At 67.0% G+C, this 25,562-nt stretch carries 21 protein-coding genes; 12 read left to right on the forward strand and 9 right to left on the reverse strand.

Features of this window, described 5'->3' with window-relative positions; all coding sequences use genetic code 11:
* Positions 1–117: 117 nt before the first annotated feature.
* The 5 genes from cysE to stf0 all read right to left on the reverse strand — a co-directional run bounded on the left by cysE (position 118) and on the right by stf0 (position 4,448).
* Entirely contained in the window at positions 118–801 is a 684-nt protein-coding gene (gene cysE, locus AC0KTM_RS07545) for a serine O-acetyltransferase (RefSeq protein WP_225329751.1), read from the reverse strand.
* Between the two features lie 2 nt (positions 802–803).
* Positions 804–1,736 carry a cysteine synthase A gene (gene cysK, locus AC0KTM_RS07550; RefSeq protein ID WP_225329752.1) on the reverse strand — a complete coding sequence of 311 codons (933 nt, stop codon included), beginning with the start codon at positions 1,734–1,736 and terminating at the stop codon, positions 804–806.
* Between the two features lie 491 nt (positions 1,737–2,227).
* Positions 2,228–3,358, reverse strand: coding sequence for a YeiH family protein (locus tag AC0KTM_RS07555; RefSeq protein WP_472415300.1), 1,131 nt, complete (start codon positions 3,356–3,358; stop codon positions 2,228–2,230).
* Positions 3,352–3,504: a hypothetical protein gene (locus AC0KTM_RS07560; RefSeq protein WP_472417593.1), complete on the reverse strand. Its 153-nt coding sequence runs from the start codon at positions 3,502–3,504 to the stop codon at positions 3,352–3,354. Before AC0KTM_RS07560 ends, AC0KTM_RS07555 begins: the two co-directional genes overlap by 7 nt.
* Before the next feature lie 140 nt (positions 3,505–3,644).
* Positions 3,645–4,448 carry a trehalose 2-sulfotransferase gene (stf0, locus tag AC0KTM_RS07565; RefSeq protein ID WP_225329754.1) on the reverse strand — a complete coding sequence of 268 codons (804 nt, stop codon included), beginning with the start codon at positions 4,446–4,448 and terminating at the stop codon, positions 3,645–3,647.
* A gap of 523 nt (positions 4,449–4,971) precedes the next feature.
* On the opposite strand from stf0, the gene AC0KTM_RS07570 reads away from it, so the two are divergent.
* Genes AC0KTM_RS07570 through AC0KTM_RS07620 form a run of 11 tightly spaced genes read left to right on the forward strand, consistent with a single transcriptional unit; the run spans position 4,972 to position 15,733 of the window.
* The gene (locus tag AC0KTM_RS07570) at positions 4,972–5,739 is read left to right on the forward strand and encodes an MlaE family ABC transporter permease (protein ID WP_225329755.1); all 768 of its coding nucleotides are present in this window, start codon (positions 4,972–4,974) and stop codon (positions 5,737–5,739) included.
* Positions 5,736–6,584: an ABC transporter permease gene (locus tag AC0KTM_RS07575; protein WP_225329756.1), complete on the forward strand. Its 849-nt coding sequence runs from the start codon at positions 5,736–5,738 to the stop codon at positions 6,582–6,584. Before AC0KTM_RS07570 ends, AC0KTM_RS07575 begins: the two co-directional genes overlap by 4 nt.
* Before the next feature lie 4 nt (positions 6,585–6,588).
* Positions 6,589–7,860 carry an MCE family protein gene (locus AC0KTM_RS07580; protein ID WP_225329757.1) on the forward strand — a complete coding sequence of 424 codons (1,272 nt, stop codon included), beginning with the start codon at positions 6,589–6,591 and terminating at the stop codon, positions 7,858–7,860.
* A complete protein-coding gene (locus tag AC0KTM_RS07585) occupies positions 7,857–8,885 on the forward strand; it encodes an MCE family protein (protein ID WP_225329758.1) in 1,029 nt (342 codons plus the stop codon). The genes AC0KTM_RS07580 and AC0KTM_RS07585 overlap by 4 nt, the downstream gene beginning before the upstream one ends.
* Positions 8,882–10,066, forward strand: coding sequence for an MCE family protein (locus AC0KTM_RS07590; RefSeq protein WP_472415302.1), 1,185 nt, complete (start codon positions 8,882–8,884; stop codon positions 10,064–10,066). Before AC0KTM_RS07585 ends, AC0KTM_RS07590 begins: the two co-directional genes overlap by 4 nt.
* 2 nt (positions 10,067–10,068) lie before the next feature.
* Complete coding sequence (locus AC0KTM_RS07595; RefSeq protein ID WP_255642172.1) at positions 10,069–11,385, forward strand: MCE family protein; 1,317 nt, start codon at positions 10,069–10,071, stop codon at positions 11,383–11,385.
* The gene (locus AC0KTM_RS07600; RefSeq protein WP_472415304.1) at positions 11,382–12,503 is read left to right on the forward strand and encodes an MCE family protein; all 1,122 of its coding nucleotides are present in this window, start codon (positions 11,382–11,384) and stop codon (positions 12,501–12,503) included. The genes AC0KTM_RS07595 and AC0KTM_RS07600 overlap by 4 nt, the downstream gene beginning before the upstream one ends.
* A complete protein-coding gene (locus AC0KTM_RS07605) occupies positions 12,504–13,973 on the forward strand; it encodes an MCE family protein (RefSeq protein ID WP_472415306.1) in 1,470 nt (489 codons plus the stop codon).
* A gap of 17 nt (positions 13,974–13,990) precedes the next feature.
* A complete protein-coding gene (locus tag AC0KTM_RS07610) occupies positions 13,991–14,632 on the forward strand; it encodes an Mce protein (RefSeq protein ID WP_225329763.1) in 642 nt (213 codons plus the stop codon).
* Positions 14,629–15,213, forward strand: coding sequence for a hypothetical protein (locus tag AC0KTM_RS07615; protein WP_472415308.1), 585 nt, complete (start codon positions 14,629–14,631; stop codon positions 15,211–15,213). The genes AC0KTM_RS07610 and AC0KTM_RS07615 overlap by 4 nt, the downstream gene beginning before the upstream one ends.
* Before the next feature lie 13 nt (positions 15,214–15,226).
* Complete coding sequence (locus AC0KTM_RS07620) at positions 15,227–15,733, forward strand: CAP domain-containing protein (protein ID WP_472415310.1); 507 nt, start codon at positions 15,227–15,229, stop codon at positions 15,731–15,733.
* 13 nt (positions 15,734–15,746) lie between these two features.
* On the opposite strand, the gene AC0KTM_RS07625 is transcribed toward AC0KTM_RS07620, so the two are convergent.
* Positions 15,747–15,959 (reverse strand): hypothetical protein, encoded by a 213-nt coding sequence (locus AC0KTM_RS07625; RefSeq protein ID WP_308011593.1) that lies wholly within the window; start codon positions 15,957–15,959, stop codon positions 15,747–15,749.
* Positions 15,960–16,110: 151 nt separating this feature from the next.
* The gene (locus AC0KTM_RS07630) at positions 16,111–20,346 is read right to left on the reverse strand and encodes a bifunctional nitrate reductase/sulfite reductase flavoprotein subunit alpha (protein ID WP_225329768.1); all 4,236 of its coding nucleotides are present in this window, start codon (positions 20,344–20,346) and stop codon (positions 16,111–16,113) included.
* A gap of 330 nt (positions 20,347–20,676) precedes the next feature.
* Between AC0KTM_RS07630 and AC0KTM_RS07635 the strand changes: the two genes are divergently transcribed.
* Positions 20,677–21,144 (forward strand): LppP/LprE family lipoprotein, encoded by a 468-nt coding sequence (locus AC0KTM_RS07635; protein WP_225329769.1) that lies wholly within the window; start codon positions 20,677–20,679, stop codon positions 21,142–21,144.
* Positions 21,145–21,193: 49 nt separating this feature from the next.
* Here the strand turns inward: AC0KTM_RS07635 and AC0KTM_RS07640 are convergent, their stop codons facing one another.
* Complete coding sequence (locus tag AC0KTM_RS07640; RefSeq protein ID WP_472415312.1) at positions 21,194–23,146, reverse strand: acyl-CoA dehydrogenase family protein; 1,953 nt, start codon at positions 23,144–23,146, stop codon at positions 21,194–21,196.
* Between the two features lie 49 nt (positions 23,147–23,195).
* Positions 23,196–25,544 carry an ATP-binding cassette domain-containing protein gene (locus tag AC0KTM_RS07645; RefSeq protein ID WP_472415314.1) on the reverse strand — a complete coding sequence of 783 codons (2,349 nt, stop codon included), beginning with the start codon at positions 25,542–25,544 and terminating at the stop codon, positions 23,196–23,198.
* Positions 25,545–25,562: the final 18 nt, after the last annotated feature.

The raw sequence follows: 25,562 nt of genomic DNA on the forward strand, positions 1-25,562 counted from the left end.
GTGCAACGCCGTGGGCGACGATGCATTCCGAAGCGGGGTTATGTTCAGCGTGAGCAATACTTTGCCGAGCTCATCGCTAAAGAACGTGCCAATGCTGGTCTTTGGGGGCCGGTCCGCTCAGATGGAGAAGTCCTCGCCGTACCAAACTCCGGCTTCGGGGGGCCGGATGACGTGGTTGGTCTGCGCGCCGTCCGCCCGAGCCTCGAGTTTGGTCACCCGGGTCAGCAATGACTGCAGGCTGACACCGACGAGATCGGGCATCATCGAGTCGTCCGGACTGCCGGGACGGCTGCGGCTGATGACCTGTCCGGGCACTCCGATGACCACCGCGCTGGATGGAACCTCCTTGACCACCACGGCATTGGCGCCGATGCGGCTGTCGTCGCCGATTTTGATCGCGCCCAAGACCTTTGCGCCGGCGCCGATGATCACCCTGTCTCCGATGGTGGGATGGCGCTTGCCGGTGTCCCTGCCGCTGCCGCCGAGGGTGACACCGTGGTAGATCGTCACGTCCTCACCGACTTCCGCCGTCTCGCCGATCACCACGCCGGTGGCGTGATCGATGAACAGCCCGGGGCCCAGGACGGCGCCGGGGTGGATCTCGACGCCGGTCAGGATCCGGGTGATCTCGGCGAGGATGCGCGCGATCAGCCTCGCCCCGCGCAGCCACAGCCAGTGGTTGATGCGGTGAAACCAGATGGCGTGCACCCCGGGGTAGGCGAAGATCACCTGCAGCGTGGTCGGGGCGGCGGGGTCTCGCTCCCTGGCTGCCCGGATGTCGGTGCGGATGGCGTCGAGCATGATTAGTCGGCCAGGTCGGCGAACAGCGGCGTGCTCAGGTAGCGCTCGCCGAAGTCGGGCAGCACGACGACGACGAGCTTTCCGGCGTTCTCGGGGCGCCGAGCGACCTTCAGGGCGGCCGCCAACGCGGCCCCCGAGGAGATGCCGACCAGCAGTCCCTCTTCGGCGGCCAGCCGCCGGGCCAGGGCCATCGACTCTTCGTTGCCGACGGTGATGACCTCGTCCACCAGATCCATCGCCAGCACCGGCGGGACGAAGCCGGCGCCCAGGCCCTGGATGGGGTGCGGCCCTTTCTGTCCACCGGAGAGCACCGGGGACCCCTCCGGTTCGACGGCGATGAATTGTGCGGAGGGCTTACGTTCTTTGATGACCTGAGCCACCCCGGTGAGGGTGCCGCCGGTCCCGACCCCGGCGACGAAGATGTCCACCTTGCCGTCGGTGTCGCGCCACACTTCTTCTGCCGTTGTCTTGCGGTGGATTTCGGGGTTGGCCGGGTTCTCGAACTGCTGCGGCACGAAGTACCGTTGGTCGCTCTTGGCCAATTCCTCGGCCTTGGCGATGGCGCCGGGCATGCCCTCGGGCCCGGGTGTCAAGACGATCTCGGCGCCCAACGCGCGCAACAACATTCGCCGCTCGACGCTCATCGTCTCCGGCATGGTCAACACGCAGCGGTAGCCGCGTGCGGCGGCCACCAGCGCCAGCGCGATGCCGGTGTTCCCGCTTGTCGGCTCGAGAATGATCGTATCCGGCTTGATCACGCCCGCCTTTTCGGCCGCGTCGATCATCGCGACCCCGATGCGGTCCTTGACGCTGTTTCCCGGGTTGAAGAATTCCAGCTTGGCGACGACGTCGGCGACCGCACCGTCGGTGACCCGGTTGAGCCGGACCAGCGGGGTGTTTCCGATCAGTTCCGTGACATTCTCGGCGATGCTCATCTACCTTTTGTCTCCAACGATGTAGGACCAGGCCTCTCAGCCTGCCAGCTAATATCGAACTCTATGTTCATCTCGGTCGGGATCGCTAGCGCCGGGTAGGCGGGTCGAGCCTGATCAGGGCCGCCGCGGCTACCTCCCGCTAGGGCGTGAATCGGCTCGGACGATACGGTCATCGGTCGCAAATTTTCCTGAAAGGTCTCCGTGGTCCGCGTCTTGACGCCGCCGGACAAATACACCGAAACCGCCCTGACATGGGCGAGCGCGCGGATTTCTACAATGTCAGAGGCGTGCGGAAATCAACAACAGCGACACGAACAGTCCGCGACGCGCGACGGGACAAAGCGCAGCTGTACGGAGTGTTGCATAGTCTCCACTATAGGACAGTCGAGGCTCCCGCCCGCTTGGCTCAGCCGGGATCTGCGTCGTCTGGGCTGGTCATCGCCTCGATCTGGCTCGAGGCGATGGTTTCGGCATGATTTCCGCGCCGTGCCCTAGGCGCTCATACCCCACCCGAACAGGCGCGACGTCAGCAGCACGATGCCGAGGGAGACGGTGGCCACGACCGTCAGGCCGATGACCGCGACGACGAGCGGGCGCCAGCCGGTGCGTGCGATCTGACGGATGTCGGTGTTGAGCCCCACACCCGCAAACGTGAGCAGGAACGCCCATTTCGACACGTTGGCGAGGTTGGCGGTTTGGCCCTTGGTCAGCCAGCCGGCGGTGGCGATCGCCGACACCACCAGGAAACCGAGCACAAACTTCGGGAACTTGTTCCAGATGAACGCGGCCTTGGCCCGGGCGCCCGGCGCGATCTCGTCGGCCTGCCCGCGCGCGGCCCAATACAGCGCGAAGCCCAGCACGACGAAACCGATCAGCGCGTTGCGGGTCGACTTGACCAGCACGGCGATCTTGCCGGCGTGGTCGGAGTACAGGTAGCCGGTGGCGGTGGTTTCGGCGGTGTTGTCCACGGAAAGTCCTGCCCACAGCCCGAATTCGTGATCGGTGAGCCCGATCGCGTGGCCCAGGGGCGGCAACACGAACAGTGATACCGCGCCCAACGCCAGGATCGCCGCGATCGCGTAGCTGACATCGGAGTTGCGGGCCCGAATCGCGCCCTTGGCCGCCACGATCGCCGACACCCCGCAGATCGACGTGCCGATCGCCAACAACGAGCCGAGCTTGCCCGACAATCCGAACGCGCGGGCCACGATGATGATGATCGTTCCCGCGATGGTCATGTCCACCAGAATCTGCACCAGGCTGATCCCGCCGAGCTTGGCGATGTCGCCCAGCACGAAACGCGAGCCGAGCGCCACGATGCCGACCTTGAGCCAAAATTCGTAGGTCAGCACACCGGGGCGAAAGATCGGGTGCAGGCCAACGGTATTGGTGATGAGCAGCCCAATCACGATCGCCCACAACACGTATTCGATGTCGGGCACCGTCCAGTGCTGGTGTTTGGCCAGCGCGTTCCACCAGATCTGGGCGTGCTTGCCCAGCAACCCCACACCGATCAGCAGGAGGACGCCCGGGACATAGTCGAGCGGACGGGTACTGGTGAAGGTGGCCTCGGCAGGCGTTTCGCCGGGCTCCGCGCGCAGCGTGCTCACGCCGCTCACCACGGGACCTTCGGAAGCACGTCGGCCACCGCCAACGCGACGATCACGCCCGCCACGACGGTCGCCCACCAGTCCACCGATATCGCGCCGAGCCTCGCCGGCCCGTTCGGGCCCCGCAGCGCGTCGTCATCTGGCACGCCTTCACCCACGATGGCCACTCCTCACGCGACTCCTCAGGCGACATTGGCGGCTTGTGCAGCCGCATCCTGCTGACGGGAATCGTGGCCCGTGGCGCCGCCGCGGCCAAGTGATTGGCTCGGCCAGAATCTAGCTCGCCCGGGGCGGTCGATCAGGTTGGCAGGCCGCGCTTCTCGGCGTCGGCACGGTAGCGGTCCACCCACTCGTCGGAGCGATGGTCGGCCTGGCGTTCCAGCACCGGCTCCGGCGCCAGCTGCGGGTCAAGGCCCAGCGCCTCGAGGATGGATCCCACCACCTGGGTCAGGTTGCGCCACAACACCGGATACGAAATCTCCATCGGGGTGACGTTTTCTTCGGCGAACCAATTCCGCCAGCCCTCTTCTTGCGCGCGCAGCATGGTGACGACGTGCGCGATCGCTCCGGCGTGGTAGGTGGCGCGCGCGTCACGCGCCGGGTCGGGCCTTCCGCGCCAGACCCGTGTCTGCACCGCTCGCCAAAACGACACCGCCTGCGAGATCACGTCGGGACGGTAGACGTGAATCAGCAGCGGCTCCTCGCCCACCACGTCGCGGATCGCCGCCAGCAGGCCGTCGCCGCTGCGGTCCGGCAGGTCCTTGGCGCGGTTCAGCAGCAGCGGCGTCTGGTTCCACATCAGCTTGCCGCCCCACACCCCGTTCGGCGTCCGTCCGACGGTGCGAATGTAGGCACGCCAGATCTCGGGCGGCGCGAGGTCGGGTGTCCCCGCGTCCAGCGGATCGAGCAGGCTCAGGATCGACTCGTCCTCGACCCCGGCGAACCACTCCCGCGGCTGCGGCGACTGGCTGGTGGCCGGTAGGTACTGAAAGAACTCCTGCGGCTCGCCGGCCACGCCGGTCGCGCGCAGCGATTCGACCAGCAGCGTGCTGCCACTGCGCTGCGACGCCAACACCAGATATGACGACGGCCTATTTGTCACCCGCAGAGTCTAACCGGAAACGCCGCATCCCATCTCCGGTAGCGCGATCACGGTCAGCCTGAGTGAAACCGTTGCGTTGAACCACACTTGCCCGAACCGTGGCGTTCGGCGGGGATAGTCGAACGGGACGGTGGCCGTGAGTGCGCAACGGTTTTCGGAGCAGACGCAACGCGTCGCGAGCGACGCGTGCCGGTTCGCCCCGACTTGCGCTGTGCCGCAGGCCGGTTCCGGCAACGATGGGAGATCGGGTGCGCGCCGTCGCCACCGACCGCGTGCGCCGCCGTGGGCCATTCGTCGATTGGGTTACCGGCCGCGGCCACATTTCTTCTTGTTGATCGCAAATCTAACGCCGGGCATTGTTTTGCCCGTACATTCGCTGATCTGCGCGCACGAGCAGGCATTGGCGGCGCAGTAAAAAGTGCTGTTTGCTTGAGCGCCAGCCAATTACGAACGCATAAACGTCTGTTACGAACATGGGGGTCGAGTTGAGTCACCAGGACCGCCGTTGGGGTGGGCGAACAGCGTGAACGCGACGACCGTGGCGAAGCCCATGACCGCGTTAGGGCAATTCTTTCTGCTCAGCGCCGAGGCGTTGGTTGCCGCCGTGCGCGGTCCGTGGGCGTGGCGTGAAGTGCTCGAGCAGATTTGGTTTGTCGCCCGGGTTTCCATTTTCCCGACCATCATGTTGTCGATTCCGTACACGGTGCTGATTGTTTTCGTGCTCAACATTCTGCTCGTGGAGATCGGCGCCGGAGACCTTTCGGGCGCCGGTGCCGGCCTGGCCTCGGTGACCCAGGTGGGCCCGGTGGTCACCGCGATGGTCGTCTCGGGCGCCGGGTCGACCGCCATGTGCGCGGATCTGGGTGCGCGCACCATCCGCGAGGAAATCGACGCGATGAAGGTGATCGGCGTCAATCCCGTTCAGGCGCTGGTGGTTCCGCGCATCATCGCGGCCACGTTCGTGGCGGTCCTGTTGTACTCGGTGGTCGCGGTCACCGGGCTGACCGGTAGCTACATCTTCGTGGTCTTCGTTCAGCACGTCACGCCGGGCGCGTTCATCGCCGGGATGACGCTGGTCACCGGGCTGCCGCAGGTCGTGATCTCACTGATCAAGGCGACTCTGTTCGGCCTGTCCGCGGGCCTGATCGCCTGCTACAAGGGACTATCGGTGGGCGGCGGACCCACCGGCGTCGGGAATGCGGTGAACGAGACCGTGGTGTTCTCCTTCATGGCGCTTTTCTTCATCAACATCCTGACGACCGCGCTCGGGGTGAAGGTGACGGCCAAATGACCGATGCCGCACGCGAACCGTCGTGGTTCGTCACCCTGGGACCCAGGATGGTGGGCTCGACCCGCAAGCTGGGCGAACAGACCGTGTTCTACGGCCAATCCCTGGCCTCCACTGCCGATGCGGTGCGCCGCTACCCCGGAGAGCTGTTGCGCCTGATCGCCGAGATGGGCATGGGCACAGGCGCATTGGCCGTGATCGGGGGCACGGTCGGCATCATCGGCTTCCTCACGCTGACCACCGGTGCCCTCGTTGCGGTGCAGGGCTACGACACGCTGTCCAACATCGGCGTCGAGGCGCTGACCGGCTTCCTGTCGGCGTTCTTGAACGTTCGGATGATCGCGCCCTGCACGGCCGGTCTGGCGTTGGCGGCCACCATCGGCGCCGGTGCCACCGCGCAATTGGGGGCGATGCGCATCAACGAGGAGATCGACGCCTTAGAGGTCATGGGCATCCGGGCGGTCACCTATCTGGCCTCCACCCGGATCATCGCCGGCATCCTGGTCGTCATCCCGCTCTACGCCGTCGCCGTCCTGATGTCGTTCATCGCGGCGAAACTGCTCACGATCTACGTCTACGGGCAGTCGCGAGGCGTCTACGAGCACTACTTCGCCACGTTCCTGCGCCCCAACGACCTGCTTTGGTCGTTCCTGTCGGCTCTGGCGATGGCGACGGGTGTGATGGTCGTGCACACCTACTACGGTTTCACCGCGACCGGCGGGCCGGCCGGCGTGGGGGAGGCCGTCGGCCGCTCGGTCCGGTCATCGATGATCGTCACCGCGTTTGTGTGCCTGATGATTTCACTGTCCGTTTACGGGCAGTCCGGCAACTTCAACCTGTCCGGCTAGCCGCATGAGCAACCACACGCACCGCGGGCGATCGCAGCAGCGAAACCGGACCCGCACCAGCAGGATCGACCCAATATGGTGGGCGCCAACGCTGTTCATCCTCGTCGGCGGCCTAGTCGCGCTGACCGCGGCGTCGTTCTCCGGCAAGTTCGCGGCCTTCGTCCCGCTCACGCTGGTCTCTGACCGGGCTGGACTGGTGATGGAAGACGGCGCCAAGGTGAAGCTGCGCGGCGTCCAGGTCGGACAGGTCGCCTCGATCGGCACCGACGTGAAAACGGCCCGGCTGCAGCTGAAGATCCGCCCGGATGCCTTCAGATACCTGCCGGACAACCTCGAGGCCGAGATCAAATCGACCACGGCCTTCGGCTCCAAATACGTCGACCTGATCGTCCCTTCCCAGCCCAGCGTTACCGCCCTGAAGCCCGGCGCGGTGCTGCGCTCGCGCAATGTCACCGTCGAGGTCAACACCGTGTTCGAGAACCTGCAATCGGTGGTGCAGGCGCTCGACCCGGCCAAACTCAACGCGATCTTGTCGGCCTTCGCGCAATCGGTCCGCGGCAAGGGCGATCGGATCGGACACGCGGTCACCGACGCGAACAACGTGCTGCTCACCGTCAACTCGCGCATGGACACGATTCACCAGGACTGGAGGCTGTTCGGCAAGACCGCGGCCATCTACTCCGATGCGGCGCAGAACATCCTGTCGATCCTCGACTCGGCGGCGACCACCAGCGCGACCGTCACCGACGAGCAGCGCTCACTCGATTCCTTGCTGTTGTCGGCCGTCGGCTTCAGCCAGACCGGCATCAACGTCATCGGCCCCAACGAGTCGAACATCGTGCGGTCCATGAACCTGCTCGATCCCACCATCGCGCTGTTGCAGAAGTACTCGCCGACTTACACGTGCCTGTTCCAGGGCGCCCAGTGGTATGTGGACCACGGCGGCCGAGATGCATTGGGCGGCAACGGGTACTCGGTGATCCTGGACGCCGCGCTGCTTTTCGGCGACGACCCCTACCGATTTCCCAAACACCTGCCGAAGGTCAACGCCACCGGCGGCCCCGGCGGCAAGCCCAGCTGCGGATCGCTGCCCGACCCGAGCGCGAACTTCCCGGTGCGCGCGCTGGTCACCGACACCGGTTGGGGGGCGGCCCCGAACGAGATCCGCACCAACGTAGCCGCGGGCAATCCGTGGTGGGCCAACTGGTTCCCCACCACCAAGAACCCACCCGAGGCGCCGCGCTACTTCTGGCGCGGGGGGCAGCCGCCGCCATGAGAAGAAAGCTCTCCAGCATCGTCCTGCGCGTCGGGATCTTCACGACGGTCTGCTTGCTGTTCACCTTCGCGCTCGTCGCGGTGTTCGGCCAATTGCGCTTCGAGGATCGCACCGGCTATCAGGCCGTGTTCACGAATATCTCCGGCCTCAAGTCCGGCAATTTCGTGCGCATCGCCGGGGTGGAAGTCGGCAAGGTCGGCGAGCTGCGCCTGCATCACGACGGCACGGTCACCGTCGGCTTCGAGGTGGACAAGGGCGTGCGACTCACCGAGGGCACCAAGGCGGTCGTGCGGTACGAAAACCTCATCGGCGACCGCTATCTCGCGCTCGAAGAGAGCCCGGGGCCGCCGCGGCGACTCCCGCCGGGGGCGACGATTCCGCTGGCGCGGACCTCGCCGGCGCTTGACCTGGACGCGCTGATCGGCGGGTTCCGCCCGTTGTTCCGCGCACTGGATCCCGATCAGGTCAACGCCCTGTCCGGTCAACTCTTGCGAATCTTCCAGGGGCAGGGCGGAACCCTGGCTTCGGTGCTGTCGCAGACCTCGATACTGACCTCGACCCTGGCTGGGCGCAGCGAGCTGATCGGCGAGCTGATCACCAACCTGAACACCGTGCTGCACACCTTCGCCGCTCGCGACCACGAGTTCTCCGACGGCCTGGACAAGCTCGCCCAGCTGGTGGAGGGTCTGTCGCAGCGCAGAAACGACATCTCCACCGGCCTCGCCTACATCAACGCGGCCGCCGGCTCGATCACCGATCTGCTCGCTCAGTCCCGCCAGCCGATCAAAGACGTTGTGCACGAGACGGATCGCATGTCCGCACAGGTACTCTCCGACCGCGACTACGTCGACAATCTGCTCAAAGAGCTCCCCGACATCTACCAGGTGTTGGCCCGGCAGGGGCTCAACGGCGACTACTTCGGCTTCTACTTCTGCGAAGTGTTGCTCAAGTTGAATGGCAAGGGCGGCAACCCGATCTTCGTCAAGCTCTTGGGCCAGCCCAGTGGGCGGTGCACGCCGCGATGAAGGTGAAGATCCCCAAACTCACGTCGCCCGGCCCGCGCAACCCGTTCGTGTTGGGCGTGATGGGAACCGTCATCCTGGCCTGCGTGACCGTCGTCGCGTTCCAGTACAACAGGCTGCCCTTCATCAAGAACACGAACGACTACGCCGCGTACTTCGCCGAGGCCGGCGGCATCAAACCGGGCAACGCGGTGCGGGTTTCCGGCATGGGCGTGGGGCGGGTTTCCGACCTCCGGTTGGAAGGCACCAAGGTTCGGGTGGGCTTCACCGTGCGCGAGGGCGTCGAACTGGGCGACCGCACCGAGGCGGCGATCAAGACCGAAACCATTCTGGGCGCCAAGATGCTCGAGCTGACTCCGCGCGGAGACGGCCGGCTTTCGGGCACCATTCCGCTGGAACGCACCACCTCGCCCTACGACCTGCCGGACGCGCTGGGCGATCTGACGACCACCATCAGCGGGCTGGACACCGCCCAATTATCCGCGGCCCTAATCACATTGGCGAACACGCTGAAGGCGACGCCTGCGGATCTCAAGCCGGCGCTGGAGGGAGTCGCCCGGTTCTCGGACACCCTCAACGGCCGCGACGCACAGCTGAGGAGCCTGCTGGGCAACGCCGACAGAGTCTCGGCGGTGTTGGGCAAGCGCAGCCAACAAATCGCCGGGCTCGTCGCGAACTCCAACGCGCTGCTGGCCGCGCTGCTCGACGAACGCGATTCGCTGGACGCGCTGATGAACAATCTCACCGCGGTGTCGGGCCAGATCTCCGGGCTGGTCAACGACAACCGAAGCCAACTCAAACCAGCACTCGACAAGCTCAACGGCGTCCTCGAAATCCTGGACAACCGCAAAGACGACATCCAGAAGACGCTGCCCAAATTCAAGCGGTACGCGATGTCCTTCGGCGAATGCCTGGGTTCCGGGCCATTTTTCAAGGCCTATGTCGCCAACCTGGTTCCCGGCCAGATCGGTGGACCGGTCCTCGATGCGGACATGTACGACCGGTTCCTGGATCCCAACCAGAAGCTGCCGTCGGAGGCGGTCGATCCGCCCACCGGAACCCCACCCGTACCGCCGGAGAACGCGCCGGTGCCGCTGTGGTCACAGCCGCCGTCGCCGCCACCGTCGACCCCACCCGTGCGGACCATCCCCCCGCCCTCGCCACACGATTTCGACGAGCCGTGAACATGAGCCGGGGCACCCTTCGCAAAGTCACCGCGATCAGCCTGATCCTGACGCTGGCCGCGGCGTCGGTTCTGGTCGCGAGCAGGCTGTGGGACGACGTCGAGAAGAACACCTACTCGGCGTATTTCGCGGAGGCCAACGGTCTGTTCGTCGGGGATGAGGTCCGAATCCTCGGCGTCGCCGTCGGGGTCATCGACAAGATCGAGCCCCAGCCCACCAGCTCCAGGGTGACGTTCTCGGTCGACAAGCAGTATTCGGTCCCGGCCGATGCGCGCGCCGCCATCTTGTCCCCATCGCTGGTGACGTCGCGGGCCATCCAACTCGTCCCGGCATACTCCGGTGGCCCGAAGTTGAGCGACGGCGCGTCGATCCCGCTCAGCCGCACCGCGGTTCCCGTCGAATGGGATGACTTCCGCCGGCAGCTGGAAAAGCTGACCGACGCGCTGCAACCCACGAGCCCCGGCGGGGTGAACTCCGTCGGCGAGCTCATCGACTCGGCGGCCGACAACGTGCGCGGCCAGGGCGACACCGCCCGCGACACCGTCATCAAACTGTCCCAGGCCATTTCGGCGCTCGGTGACCACGCCGACGACATCTTCAGCACGGTGCGCAACCTGCAGCTGTTGGTATCCGCGCTGCACTCCAGCAGCGATCTGCTCGCCTCGTTCAACCAGAACCTGGCCGGCGTGACCACCCTGCTGTCGAACACCCCGAACGAGGTCGGCGCCGCGTTGAAGTCGCTGGATGGCGCGCTGACGGACGTGCGTGATTTCCTCGCCGAGAACCGCGAAGCGATGGGCGTCACGGTCGACCGGTTGGGTTCGATCACGACCGCGCTCAACGACAGCCGCGGCGATATCAAACAGATCCTGCATATCGCCCCGACGGTGTTCCAGAACTTCCTGAACATCTACCAGCCGGCGCAAAGCGCGATGACCGGCATCCTGGCGCTGAACAACTTCGCCGACATCCCGCAATTCATCTGCAGCTCGATCGAAGCGGCGTCGCGGGCGCGGTTGGCCCGCGTCTCGAAACTGTGCCTGCAGTACCTCAACCCGATCATCAAAAACCGCATCTACAACTATATTCCGGCGGGGATCAATCCGTTCGTCGGGACGCAGGCCCGCCCCAGCGAGATCACCTACAGCGAGGACTGGCTGCGACCCGGCTACACGCCGCCCCCGCCACCCGACGCGTCCCCACCGACCGACGCGCCGCCCCCGCCGCCCGAGCAGCCACCGCCCCCGCCAGCGCCGAGCGCGACGACCAACTCGCTTCAGGTCCTGCAGGATCTGATGCTTCCGACGGGGCCGTCATGAGACGCGCGGCCGCGGCACTCGTCGGAATGCTCTGCGTCGCCGCGCTTTCGGCGTGCGGATGGCGCGGTTTGAATTCGTTCAGCCTGCCCGGAACGGCCGGGGGAGGGCCGGGCTCCTACACCATTCAGGCGCAGATGCCCGACGTGGTGACCATCCAGGAGAACACCCGGGTCCGGGTCGACGACGTCAACGTCGGCAACGTCACCAGGATCGAGCTGCAAGACTGGCACGCGCTGGTCACCATGCGCATCGACGGCGACGTCCACCTGCCGGCCAATTCGACGGCCAAGCTCGGGCAGACCAGCCTGCTCGGCTCGATGCACATCGAACTCGCGCCGCCCAAAGACGAACCGCCGGTCGGCCGGCTCACAGCCGGGTCGGTCATCCCGTTGTCACGCGCCAGCCTCTATTCCACCACCGAGCAGACGTTGGCCTCCGTGTCGATTCTGCTCAACGGCGGCGGAATTGGGCAGCTGCAGGAAATCAACCAAGCGGTCGCGAAGGCATTCGCCGGCCGCGAAAACGACATGCGCAGTCTGCTCGGCCAGCTGGACGAGTTCATCGCCCGCACCAACGGCCAGACCGACGACATCATCGCCGCCGCCGAGAACCTCAACGCTCTGGCGGGTCAGGTTGCCGGCAACGACCCGGTCGTCGACAAGGCCTTGACATCCGTGCCTAAGGCGCTGGAGGTGTTGGCCAAGGAACGGGCCAAGATCGCCGAGACCATCGACCAGGTCGGCAAATTCAGCGCGATCGCCGCCGATACCGTCCATCAGAGCAGGGAATCGCTGGTACACAACCTGCGCAACATCGCGCCGGTGCTGCGCTCGCTCGCCGACGCCGGGCCCTCGCTCACCCGGGGCCTGGACGGCTTGGCGACCTATCCCTGGCCGACGTCGACAGTGCGGAATTGGTTCCGGGGCGACTACGCCAACCTCACCCTGGTGGTCGATCTGACGCTGAGCCGCATCGACCAAGGGCTTTTCACCGGGTCGCGCTGGGAAGGCAACCTCACCCAACTCGAGCTCCAGTGGGGTCGCACCATCGGCATGCAGCCGAGCCCGGTCACCGGGGGCAACCCGCTGACCTACCCGTACCACTTCGGGGGGTACTGAATGCTTCGACTGACCAGACGCACGTGGATCCAGTTGTCGATCCTGACGCTGGTGACCGTCGTCTCTTGTGGCGCAATGGCATTCAACTTCATGAAGCTGCCCGCCACATTGTTCGGGATCGGCGAATACAAGGTCACCGTGGACCTTCCGCAATCGGGTGGGCTCTACCAGACCTCGGTCGTCACCTACCGCGGCACCGATGTGGGGCAGGTCAAGTCGGTCGACGTCACCGCCACCGGAGTGCGCGCCGTGCTCGCCATGAGGTCAGGGGTCACAGTGCCCGCCGACGTCCAGGCGTCGGTGCACAGCCGCTCGGCCATCGGCGAGCAGTACATCGAGCTGACCCCGCAGCCCGGCAACGGCGGAGAACACGCCCGACCGCTGCAGGCCGGTGACGTCATCCCCGCGGGCCATGTCGACGTCCCCGTCGACATCGGGCGCCTGCTCGACATGACCAACCGTGCACTGCAAGCGATTCCGCGCGACAACCTGCGCACCGTGATCGACGAGACGAACCGCGCGGTCGGCGGCCTTGGACCCGAATTGTCCCGCATCGTCGACGGATCGACCGCGCTGGCCATCGCGGGAGGCCGGACCGTCGACCCGCTCGCCGCCCTCATCGATCAGTCGCCGGCGGTACTCGACTCCCAAGTCGAGACGTCGGGCGCGATCACCGCGTGGGCCCGCCACACCGCGGCCATCATGGCGCAGTTCAAGGCGCAGGACGCCGCGGTGCGAGACCTGCTAACGAACGGCGCGTCGGGCATCGAGGAAGGCCGCGCCCTCCTGGATCGGGTGACACCCGCGCTGCCAGTGCTTTTCGCCAACCTGGTGAGCCTCGGCGACATCGCCGTCGTCTACCGCCACGACATCGAGCAACTCCTGGTGCTGCTCCCGCAGGGCATCGCGGCCATGGCCGCGATCATCGTGCCGAGCTCCAACACCAAGCAGGAGTACCGCGGCGCCCAGCTGGACTTCAACCTCAACCTCAACCTGCCGCCCCCGTGCACGACGGGGTATCTGTCGCCGCAGCAGCGGCGCTCACCGGCCAGCGTCGACGCCCCGGACCGGCCGGCGGCCGACCTGTTCTGCCGGGTGCCCCAGGACTCGGAGTTCAATGTCCGTGGGGTGCGCAACATTCCGTGTGAGAGCAAGCCATGGAAAAGGGCGCCCACGGTCGAGCTATGCGACAGCGACGAGGAGTACGTGCCGCTCAACGACGGCTACAACTGGAAGGGGGACCCGAACGCCACGACCAGCGGTCAGGGCGTGCCGCTGTATCCCCCGGGGCAGGATTCGCGGCTGCCGGCTCCGCGGGCCACCGCGCCACCGCCCGCGCCGATAGCCGTGGCCACCTACGACCCGGCCACCGGCGACTACATCGGACCCGACGGGCGCCGCTACACCGAGTCGGACCTGGCCCACCCGCGCGCCAAGAGCTGGCAATCACTGCTCGTCCCGCAACCCTGAGAGTTCGAAGGAGCACGATGACACACGACAACGACGCGGCGACCGAGGTCGCCGAACGCCCCGGCCCGACCGAGGCCGAGGAGCGCATCGCCGAACCGGGCCACGACCCCGGCGAAAGCCGCCCACGAGGCAGGTTCACCCGCTGGCGCGAACGCGTTCAGCAGCAGCGGTTTTCGGCCGTCGTAACCGCCTTGGTCGCCGGCGGTCTCATCGTCGCGACACTGGCCGGCCTGAGCGGTTGGCTCGGCTACCGCGCCTACCAGCAGCATGACGCCCAGGCCCGCCGCAACCTGTACGTTGCGACCGCCCGTCAGGGCGCGGTGAACCTCACCACGATCAACTACACCCAGGTCGACACCGACGTGCAGCGCATCCTCGATTCGGCCACCGGCGCATTCCGGGATGACTTCGAACAGCGGTCCAAACCGTTCATGGAGGTCGTGAAGGCGGCACAGTCGAAATCCGAAGGCACCGTGACCGATGCGGGCCTGGAATCCCAAAGCGATGACTCGGCCCAGGTGCTGGTGGCGGTTGCGGTGAAGTCGCGCACGGCCGGCGGCGAGGAGGCGCCGCGGGAATGGCGGATGCGCATCGAGGTCCGATCGGTCGGCCCGGACGCCTCTGACGCCAAGGTCTCCAACGTGGTGTTCGTGCCATGACCACGGTGAGCGAGGATGTGAAAGCCGCTGTGGCCGAGGCGGAACCGGGCATCGACGATGCCGAGACCACCCCGACGCCCACACGAGACAGGCGCCCGACCGCCTGGTCGCGGATCGTCGCCTACGGGATCCTGCCGGGGTTGGCGTTGGTGCTGGCACTGGGCGCGGGTTACCTCAGGTGGTGGGCGGGGTCGTCCGCCGACCTGGCCGCGGTGCGGGCCGAATCGGTGCAGGCCGCCCGCGACGACGCGGTCGCGTTGTTGTCCTATCGCGCCGACTCGGTGGACAAGGATCTCGCCGCGGCACGCGAGCGGCTGACCGGTGAGTTCAAGGATGCCTACGCGGAGCTCACCCGGCAGGTCGTCATTCCCGGCGCGAAGGAGAAGCGCATCTCGTCGGCGGCGAAAGCCAATGCCGCGGCGTCGGTTTCGGTGACCGCGAACCACGCCGTGGCGCTGGTGTTCGTCGACCAAACCGTCACCATCGGCGACGGTGCCCCCACCGACACCCAGCCCGTCGTTCGGATGACACTGGACAAGGTCAACGGCCGATGGCTGGTTTCGCGCTTCGACCCCGTGTGATCCGAGAAAGCACATGTCCGTGCCGATTCGCTGCCCAGGCAGCGCGCTGTCCGCCGCCGTCCTTCTCGCCGGGGCCTCAACGTTGTTGGCCCCGGCCGTGCACGCCGACAACAAGCGACTCAACAGCGCGGTAGTCTCCGCCGTCTACACGCTGCAGCATCAGGCGGGCTGCACGAACGACGTCGTCAGGAACAACGCGCTTACCCTGGCCGCCGAATGGCATGCCGAAGACATGATCAACAACCGAAACATCAACGACGACACCGGCTCCGACGGATCGACGCCGCAGGACCGCGCCAATGCCGCGGGCTTCCGCGGCAGGGCGGCCGAGACGGTGGCCACCAACCCGGCCATCGCGATCAGCAGCCTCGAACTGGTCAACCAGTGGTACTACAACCCCGACGACATGGCGATCATCCGCGACTGCGCCAACACCGCGATCGGGGTGTGGTCGGCCAACAGTGTGGACCGCACCGTGGTGGTGGCGGTGTACGGGCAGCCGGATCCGCCCAGGCGGTAGGCGCCGCGAGCGTTCAGGTGACCCGCAGCGTCTCCGCGCCGTCCTGCCCTGCGGCGATCTCGCAGACGCACAAGCGCCTGCGCATCAGGTGTTGCGCATAGACCTTGTCGCGCTGATCACGCGAGAACGCGAAGTCCAGGTTGACGGGCAGCCCCGCCCAATCCACCCGCTCCTCCGCCACGCCGACGTGTCGCAGGCGGCATCGCAACGGGCAGCCGTTCTTGATGACCCGATCGGGTCCATCAGACTCCCGAGCCATATGGCGACCCCTTCAGGTGCGCGACCTTATGACTGCATCGTGCGACTCGGATGTTTCATCGGCGGATGCGCGATGTTTCCGCCGTATTACAAGTTCGACGTCAGCGGGGGAATCGGCGCTAGTAGACGTCGCGGTGGTAGCGCTTGTCGGCGCTCAGCGCCTGGACGTACGCCTGCGCCGCGTCCGGGTCGAGGTTGCCGAATTCGGCCGCGATGTCGCAGAGCGCGCGGTCGACGTCCTTGGCCATGGGGTCGGCGGTACCGCAGACGTACAGCTGAGCGCCGTCCTGCAACCAGCTCCACAGCTGCGCCCCGCGGTTGCGCATCAGGTGCTGCACGTAGATCTTGTGCTGCTGGTCCCGGGAGAACGCGAGGTCCAACTCGGTGAGAAAGCCGTCGTCGCGCATCTGCTCGAGTTCGTCGCGGTAGTAGTAGTCGGTGGCGGCGTGCTGCTCGCCGAAGAACAGCCAGTTGGGTCCGTTGTGGCCGAGCGCGCGCCGCTCCTGCAGAAAGCCGCGGAAGGGCGCGATGCCGGTGCCCGGACCGATCATGATCATGGGCGTGTCCGGGTCGCTCGGCGGGCGGAAATTGCTTGACGCCTGCAGATAGACAGCAACTCGATCGCCGGGGGAGCGGTCGGCGAGGTAGGTGGAACACACCCCGCGGCGTGGGACACCCTGGAAGTTGTAGCGCACCGGTGAGACGGTCAGGTGAACCTCGCCCGGGCACTCTTTGGGGCTCGACGAGATCGAATACAGCCGCGGCTGAAGGCGTTTGAGCACCCGCAGCCACTCGTGCGCGGACGCGATGACCGGCAGCTGCGCCAGCAGGTCGATGGACTGGCGCCCCCACGACCAATCCGCGAGCGCCCGCTTGTTTTCCGGCTTCAGCAGCTCCGCGAGTGTCGCATCGCCCGTGCGCTCCTGCACGAACCGCACCAGGTCCCGGCTGATGTGGGCGATCTCGATGCGCTCGGTGAGCGCGGAGCGCAACGACATCAGCCCGTGCTCGCCGACCTCGACCGGGGTCTGTCCGTCGAGCCCGGTGACGGACAGCCATTCGTCGACCAGCTGGTCGCTGTTGCGCGGCCACACCCCCAGCGCGTCACCGGCCTCGTAGGTCACGGTTTCTTCCGGCAGGCTGAAGACCAAGTGCCGCACGTCTTTTGCCGACTCCGGCTGGCTCAACATGGTGTTGCGGACCATGCCGGTGATCAGCGGATGCTTCTTGCTGTACGCGGTTGCTGCGGGCGGATTCGGGCGCGAGCGCGCCGCCATCGCGGAGGCGCGGGCCGGCGCCGCCGCCCTGCCGTCGCTGCCGACGGAGGTGGGTGTCCGGGTCAGCGCGTCGATGACGTCGCCCAGCCACTTGGCCGCGGAGTCGTCGTAGTCGGGTTCGCAGTCGACCCGGCCGGCGAGGCGGGTCGCGCCGAGCTCGGCGAGACGCGCGTCCAAATTGCGTCCGTGGCCACAGAAATCGTCGTAATTGGAGTCACCCAGCGCGAGCACGGCGTAGCGGGTATCGGTGAATCGCGGCGCGCTCTCGGACGTCAGCGCCCGCCACAGGCCGGCACCGTTGTCGGGCGCATCGCCGTCACCGGTCGTGCTCGTGATGAGCAACAGCTCCCGCGTCGTCGCCAGCTTGGCCGGCGGGAAGTCGTCCATGCTGTGCAAAGAGACCGGCAGCTTGGCGTCGCCCAGTTGTGCGGCGATGTCGGCGGCGAGCTCCTCCGCGGTCCCGGTCTGCGACGCCCACAGCACCACGATGGGGGCACGCTCGGGCGCGGGTTGAGGATCGGCCGGCGCGACGGGCGGTTGCTCGGCGGCCGCCATCGGAGGGGACGCCACGGGCAATGCCACCGGCTGGGGCCCGTCGATACGCGAGAACAAGCCCGCCAGTAGGCCATCCACCCACAGCCGCGTGCCGGAATCGAACGGCGCGCTCGGCGGCAGCGTGGGTACCCCCGCGGTGCGGCGGCCGGCGTCCGAGCGCAGGCCGGTCAGCATCCCGGCAAGGTAGGCGCGGCCGAGCTCGTTGAATTCCGGCTTGGGCAGCGTTGCCACACCGAGCAGTTCGCCGAGGGCGTCGACTTGGGTCATGCTGATCTCTCGTACCTGCGCGGCCGCGGGTTGCGGGGTGTCGGTGATCGCCGTTGTCGCGGCGCCCGAATCGGGTTGGGAGACGCTGACCTTCGTCAAGGTGACGGCGCACGCCTTGAACTCGGGTTGGTTGGAGATCGGGTCGACGGCATCGTTGGTGACGGCGTTGATCGACAGGTATTCGCCGAAGGCGTCGTTCCAGTGGAACGGCGCGAAGCAGTTGCCGGGGCGTACCCGGTCGCTGACGAGTGCGGGCAGCACGGCGCGGCCGCGGCGAGAAGCGATTTCGATCGGATCCCCGTCGGCAATATCAAGCCGGGCGGCGTCGCCGGGGTGGATCTCGACGAACGGCCCCGGGTTGAGCTTGTTGAGCTTGGCCACCTTGCCCGTCTTGGTCATGGTGTGCCATTGGTGCGGCAGGCGCCCGGTGTTCAGCAGGAACGGGTAGTCGTCGTCCGGCATTTCCTCGGGCGGCAGGTGCGGGCGGGCGAAGAACGCGGCACGGCCGGTGGGTGTCGGGAAGGCCAGCCGCGGCACACTGCCGTCGTCGCGGATCAACTGCGTTTGGCTGACACCGTCGTTCAGATAGCGGATCGGGTTGCGGTCGCCGTCGCTCTGCGGTGCGCACGGCCACTGCACCGGACTCTGACGCAGCCGCTCGTAGCTCACCCCGCGCAGGTCGTAACCGGTCTTCGGGTTGGAAAACCGCTTGATTTCCTCGAAGACTTCCTCGGCGGAGTCGTAACTGAACGCCTCCGAAAAGCCCATCTCGCAGGCGATCCGGGCGATGATCCGCCAGTCCGGCATCGCGGGGGCCGGAGCGGGAACCGCCGGCTGGAACAGCGTCATGTTGCGCTCGGAATTGACCATCACCCCCTCGGACTCCGTCCACAGGGCCGCCGGCAGCAGCACGTCGGCGTATTCGTTGGTCTCGGTCTCGAGGAACGCGTCCTGGGCCATCACCAATTCGGCGCGCTCCAGCCCGGCCAGCACCGTCTTGCGATTGGCCACGGAGGCAACGGGATTGGTGCAGATGATCCAGCAGGCCTTGATCTGTCCGCCGGCCATCCGGGAGAACATGTCGACGGTGCCGGTGCCGACCTCGGTGCGCAGCGTTCCGCGGGGGATGCCCCACAGGTCTTCGACGAACTCGCGGTCGTCGGCCGAGGCCACCGACCGCTGCCCCGGCAGACCCGGTCCCATGTAACCCATCTCGCGGCCGCCCATCGCGTTGGGCTGGCCGGTGAGGGAGAAGGGCCCGCTGCCGGGCCTGCAGATGGCCCCGGTGGCCAGATGCAGGTTGCAGATGGCGTTGGTGTTCCAGGTGCCGTGGGTGCTCTGGTTGAGACCCATCGTCCAGCAGCTCACGAAATTGTCGGCCTCGCCGATCATCTGGGCCGCTGCGCGGATGTCGCCCTCGGGGATGCCGGTTATTTCGCTGACCTTGTCGGGGGTGTACTGCTCCAGGAAGCTGGGCATCACCTCCCAGCCCTCGGTGAACTCGGCGATGAATTCTGGGTCGGTGTGGCCGTTCTCGACGATCAGGTGCAGCAGGCCGTTGAGCAGCGCCAGATCCGTCCCCGGGGCGACCTGCAGGAAAAGGTCCGCCTTGTCGGCGGTGGCGGTGCGGCGCGGGTCGACGACGATCAGTTTTGCGCCGGCCTTGACGCGGTCCATCATGCGCAGGAACAGGATCGGGTGGCAGTCGGCCATGTTGGCGCCGATGACGAAGAAGACGTCGGCGTGTTCGAAGTCCTGATACGAACCGGGTGGCCCGTCGGCGCCCAGCGAGAGCTTGTAGCCGGAACCCGCGCTGGCCATACACAGTCGCGAGTTCGACTCGATCTGGTTGGTGCCGATGAAGCCCTTGGTCAGCTTGTTCGCCAGGTACTGCGCCTCGATGGACATCTGACCGGACACGTACATCGCGAACGCGTCGGGGCCGTGTTCGTCGATGATCGCCCGTAACCGCCTCGCGCACTGGGTGATCGCATCGTGCATCTCGACGGGCTCCAGCGGTTCGCCGCGATCGGCGCGCGCGTACGCCGAGTCCATGCGGCCCGGCGCGCCGAGCATGTCCGCGGTGGTGGCACCCTTGGTGCACAGCCGCCCGAAGTTCGCCGGATGTTCTTTGTTGCCAACCGACTTCGTGACGTGACCGCGACCCGTTTCCGGATTCGTTGTGATCTGCAACACCATGCCGCAGCCGACGCCGCAGTACGCGCACATGGTGTTCACGGCGTTCTGCTGCGCCATGGACTCCGTGGTCACGCTTGCGTCCCTTTCGTCGAATGCGTACGGGTTAGCTCCGTATCGCGTGAGTTCATTGTGGAGCAGGCGTGTTTCGGCACCGCTCCCCGAAATTTCCCCCCGTTTACTTTTTTCTCTCAACGGCCGACACGCCGGTGTGAAATCGCCGGGGGAATTCGCGGCGGGGGATCGCGTTATCGCAGGTCACCATTGACCGTCCGCCTCGCCCGAGGTTACGTCGCGCGCCCCGCGCGACGCTTGTCAGAACGGGCTTTCCGACCAAACCAACGGAACATTCACAGTCTTCGCTAAGCTCACCGCGTGCGTCCGCTCATTGTGATCCTGCTGGTTTTGCTGGCCTCCGGTTGCGGCGCGAAGCCGGCGGCGCCACCGCAGGCCAAACCCGACACCTGCAAGGCTTCCGACGGGCCGACCGCCGACACCGTGCGGCAGGCGATCACCGCGGTCCCCATCGCGATCCCCGGCACGATCTGGGTTGAAATCGGGCGCGGCCATACCCGCAACTGCCGGTTGTCGTGGGTGCAGATCATCCCGACGATCGCCAGCGAGTCGACTCCCCAGCAGCTGCTCTTCTTCGACCACAACCGGTCGCTCGGGACCGCCACGCCGAACCCAAAGCCGTACATCACCGTGCTGCCGCCCTCGGATGACACCGTGACCGTTCAGTACCAGTGGCAGAAGGGAAATGATCAGCTGTGCTGTCCCAGCGGGATCGGAACGGTGAAGTTCCGGATCGGCCCGGACGGCAAGCTGCAAACCGTCGGCACGGTCCCGAACCAATAGCCCGTCACGCCAACGAATTCGACGACGCTTACCGGTTTCGTCCCGCCCGTCAGCTCGTGACGGCGTCTCCCAGGTTCTCCGGGTGCAGCATCTCGACGTAACGCAGCTGCTCGGGAACCCCGAAGCCGTCGACCAGTGTCGCGGCGTGCGGGCGCAGCACCCGGCAGCGGTCGTTGATCCCCCGGGTGACCGCCTTGGCGCGCTCCGTGGACAGATACCGGTGCTCGATGTACCACGCCTTGTCGTCCTCGATCACCGACAACGCGTACAGGTCGCACAGGTACCCCAGCAGTTCGCAGGCCTCTTCGTTCTCGCAGGCGTCGATCCCGGCGACGAACGCTTCGAGCACCACTCGGTCGATGTGGGCGCTCGCCGCGTGCAGCACGTGATCCTGCACCGAGTTGAACGCGTCGAATTCCGACATCTCTTTGGATTTCGCCTGTAGCCGGCGCGCCACCGACGCCAGCAGATATTCTTCGCGGTCCTCGAACATCTTGATCTGCGTACCGCGGTTGAACAGGCTGCCCTCTTCCTCACTGTCTTGGCGGGTGTCGACGATGGTTTGGATGATCGCTTCTGCCGCAGTGCGTTTGATGACGCGTTCACCGACGGTGTTGGCGGCGAAGCGCACCCATTCGACCGGGCTCATGCTCTTGATGTCGTCGGCGTACGCCGTCAGCAGCTCCTTGGCCACCAGCTGGGTCAGCACGTGGTTGTCGCCCTCGAACGTGGTGAAGACGTCGGTGTCACCCCGTAGCCCGATCAATCTGTTCTCGGCCATGTAGCCCGCGCCGCCGCACGCCTCGCGGGATTCCTGGATCGCGCGGCTGGCATGCCAGGTGTTGGCGGCCTTCAACCCGGCCGCGCGGGCTTCCAGCTCGCGCTGCTCGTCGGCGTCGGGCGCGTCCGCGCTCTGGACGTCATGGCATTTGCTGACCAGCTCGTTCTGCGCGAACTGCAGGGCGTAGGACTTCGCGATCAACGGAAACAGCCGCCGCTGGTGCACCAGGTAGTCCATGATCAGGACCTCGGAACTGTCGTCGGGTGCGTTGAATTGCCTGCGCTGCAACGCATATCGGGTCGCGATATCCAGCGCCACCCGCCCGGCGGCGCCGGCGCTGCCGCCCACGGTGATCCGGCCGCGGACCAGGGTGCCCAGCATCGTGAAGAACCGGCGGTTCGGGTTCTCGATCGGCGAACTGTAGGTCCCGTCGGGCGCGACATCGCCGTACTTGTTCAACAGGTTGACCCGCGGAACGCGGACGTGATCGAACACGATGCGGCCGTTGTCCACTCCGGGCAGTCCGCCCTTGTATTCGCAGTCCGACGTGGTCACCCCGGGCAGGTCGTTGCCGTCCTCGTCGCGGATCGGGACCAGCACGCAGTGCACGCCGTGATTGACGGGCTTGCCGTCCTCGGTGGTGATCAGCTGCGCGAAAACCGCTGCCATGGTTGCTGTTTCGGCCGCACCACCGATGTAGTCCTTACGCGCAGACGGGGTGGGGGAGTCGATGACGAACTCCTGCGTCTCGGCGTCGTAGGTCGCGGTGGTCTCCAGCGACTGCACGTCGCTGCCGTGCCCGGTCTCGGTCATCGCGAAACAGCCGCGCAACTCGAGGCTGATGATCTTGGGCACGTAGGTCTCGTGGTGGCGCTCGGTGCCCAGGTTCTCCACGGCACCGCCGAACAGCCCCCACTGCACCCCGGCCTTCACCATCAGCGACAAGTCCGACATCGCCAGCATCTCGATCATCGTGATCGCCGCGCCGACGTCGCCGGTGCCGCCGTGTTCTTTCCGGAAGCTGTCGGCGGCCGCGCCGAACGCCGCCATGATCCTCATCTGCTCCGCCACCTTGGTGCGGGCGATCACCGTGTTGGGGGTGTAGTGCGGGCGGAACAGGTCCTCGGTCAGCGTCGTCCGCATCCGGTTTCGGACATCACGCCACCGCCCGTCCAGCGCGTTGCGGAGATGTTCTGCGGTGCTTGTCGTTTCTGGCGCCATAAGCCGACAGTAATGCGCGGTTCGCGCCGCGGGGAACAAGAACGACGGTTCAGGTGGTCCGGGCCGACGTGTGGTGCTCGCCGGGCAGCGGCGAGCGCAGCCGGTAGAGCGTGAACCCGGCCGCGACGGCACCGAACAGGCAGAGCATCACCATGTCGAACACCCACCAGCCGCTGTAGTGGGTCCAGGTCAGGACGTTGGCGGCCAGCGTGTCGGTCCTGCGTAGATTCACCGTGGACGCCGAGGCCGCGAAACCCCACTGGGCCGGGACGAACCAGCTGACCTGCTGCAGCCCCCACAGGCTCACCAGCTGCACCAGGCTCCCGTTGAAGAGCGCGGATGCCAGGATCACCGGGACCACCAGCGGCAGGACTTCCCGCAGCGCCTTGCCCAGCGCCGACAGGGTGAGGCCGATCACCGCGGACACGATCGCGGTGGCCGCCGCGGTGACGTAGAGCTCGAGGGTGGGGTTGTGCAGTAACGCGGCGTCGCCCGCCGGTCCGCCCCGGACGGCGACGACGATCGCGAACATGACGGCCGTCCAGAGGGCCGCGGCCAGTCCGTACACCGTGACCTTGGCGGCCAGGTAGGCCGGCGCGGTCAGCCCCGCCTGCTGTTCACGGCGGAAGATGCGGTGCTCGAGAACCAGGGCGCGGATGGTCAGGGCCGTGCCCAGGATCACCGCGCCGACGTTGAGGGCGGCGAGGATTTCGATGGCTTCGTGCGCGTTGGCGCTGCCCGGCCCGGGCCTCGTCAGGCCCGCGTCGCCCGGTATCAGCAGCGTCAGCCCCGCCAGCGCGAACGGCAGGATCACCAGGAACGCGAAATAGCTGCGATGGGCGAGGAGCAGGCGCACCTCGCGTCGGGCCAGCACCCGGATCTGGCGGTGCCGGGGCAGCCCGGCCGGTGGCGTCCACGGCGCGGCGACCTCCGGCGGGGTCGTCAATGGTTGGGGCCGCGCGCGGAAGGCGCGGTGCGTCCCGTCGGGATCGGCGCTCACCCGGGCGAGGACCTGCGACCAGTCGCCGGTTCCCAGGGCGGATTCGGCCTGCTGGGGCGTGCCCAGGTACGCGACCTTGCCCGTTCCCGTGAGTACCAACACCTGATCGCACGTGTTGACGTCGGCGAGCGACGCGCGCGTCGAGATCGCGGCCACGACGACACAGCCGATATTGGCCTGGCGCCGCAGGACCGCCATGACGTGACGCTGCTGCGCCGGATCCAGCCCGGCGGTGGGTTCGTCGACCACGAGCAGGCTCGGCCGGGTGATCAGCTCGATCGCCAGGGCGGCGCACCGGCGCACCTCGGGTGGGAGCTTGCGGATCCGGGTGGCGCGGTGCGGCGTCAGGTCGAGCTCGTCGAGCACTTGGCCGACCACCCGCTCGCGCTGCTCGGTCGAGGCCTCCGCCGGTAGCCGAAGTTCGGCCGCGTACTTCAGGGCCTGTTCGACGGTGAGGTGCCGATGCAGCTGGTCGTCGCGCGCGACGATCCCGATGCGACTGCGCATGGATAGCGGTTCGGCGTGTACGTCGTGCCCATCGACCGTGGCGCGCCCGGCGCTGGGTGTCCTGGTGCCGGTCAGCACGGCCAGCAGCGCGGAATTGCGCGCGGCGGACGGCCCGATGACGGCGGTCATGGTGCCGGGATGCGCCGTGAACGAGATGCCCGACAGCAGCTGCTGCCCGTCGACTTCAACGCCCAGCCGGTGCGCCGTCACCCCGGTGGTGCGCGCCGCCGTTCGTAGCGGCAGGCGGAAGGTGGAGTTGGCTTCGTCGGTGCGGACGGAGGGGCGCTGGGCGCGCAGCTTCGAGGTGATCACCCGCTCGATCAGGCCGGGGCCTTTTTGTTGCTCGGCCGGTGCGACGGGTGGGTGCGTCGGTCCGACTGGTGGCTGAACGGGAGGCGGCGGCGCCGCCGGAGGAGGCGGTGCCGGTGGGGGCGGCGGTGCGGGTCGCGGGCCGGCGGGTGGCGGGGGCGCCACCACGGGCATGCGCTGGGTGGCGCTTTGGGTGGGGACCCGCGGATCGGGCCCGCCGGGCGGCGGGTGTCCCGGCGGCGCGGGTGCGACCTGGAAGGCGAGGCGCGGACCGTGCTGGGGATCGCCGATGGTGATCCCCAGGCCGTCGCGGATCTCGACCGTCGGGACTCGGAATCCGTCGACGAAGATGCCGCGGTGGCTCAGATCGATGGCCACCCACTGGGCTCCGGTGAACCGCAGCACCACATCGGGGTGCGGTGCGGGCGGCACCGGCGCGGGGCTTCCGAGGCGCTCCAGCGGGATGTCGCAGGCCGGGCCGTAGCCGACGAGCACGTCGCGTCCCGGAGCGAAGACGTACCTGGTCGGTCCGGCCCACACGGTCAGCGGGGAGGCCGGAACGGCCGAAGCCTCGGTCGGCATGGCCGCCACCTTTCGTCA

The sequence above is a fragment of the Mycobacterium sp. NTMscope_Eco_3 genome (genome assembly GCF_976985685.1).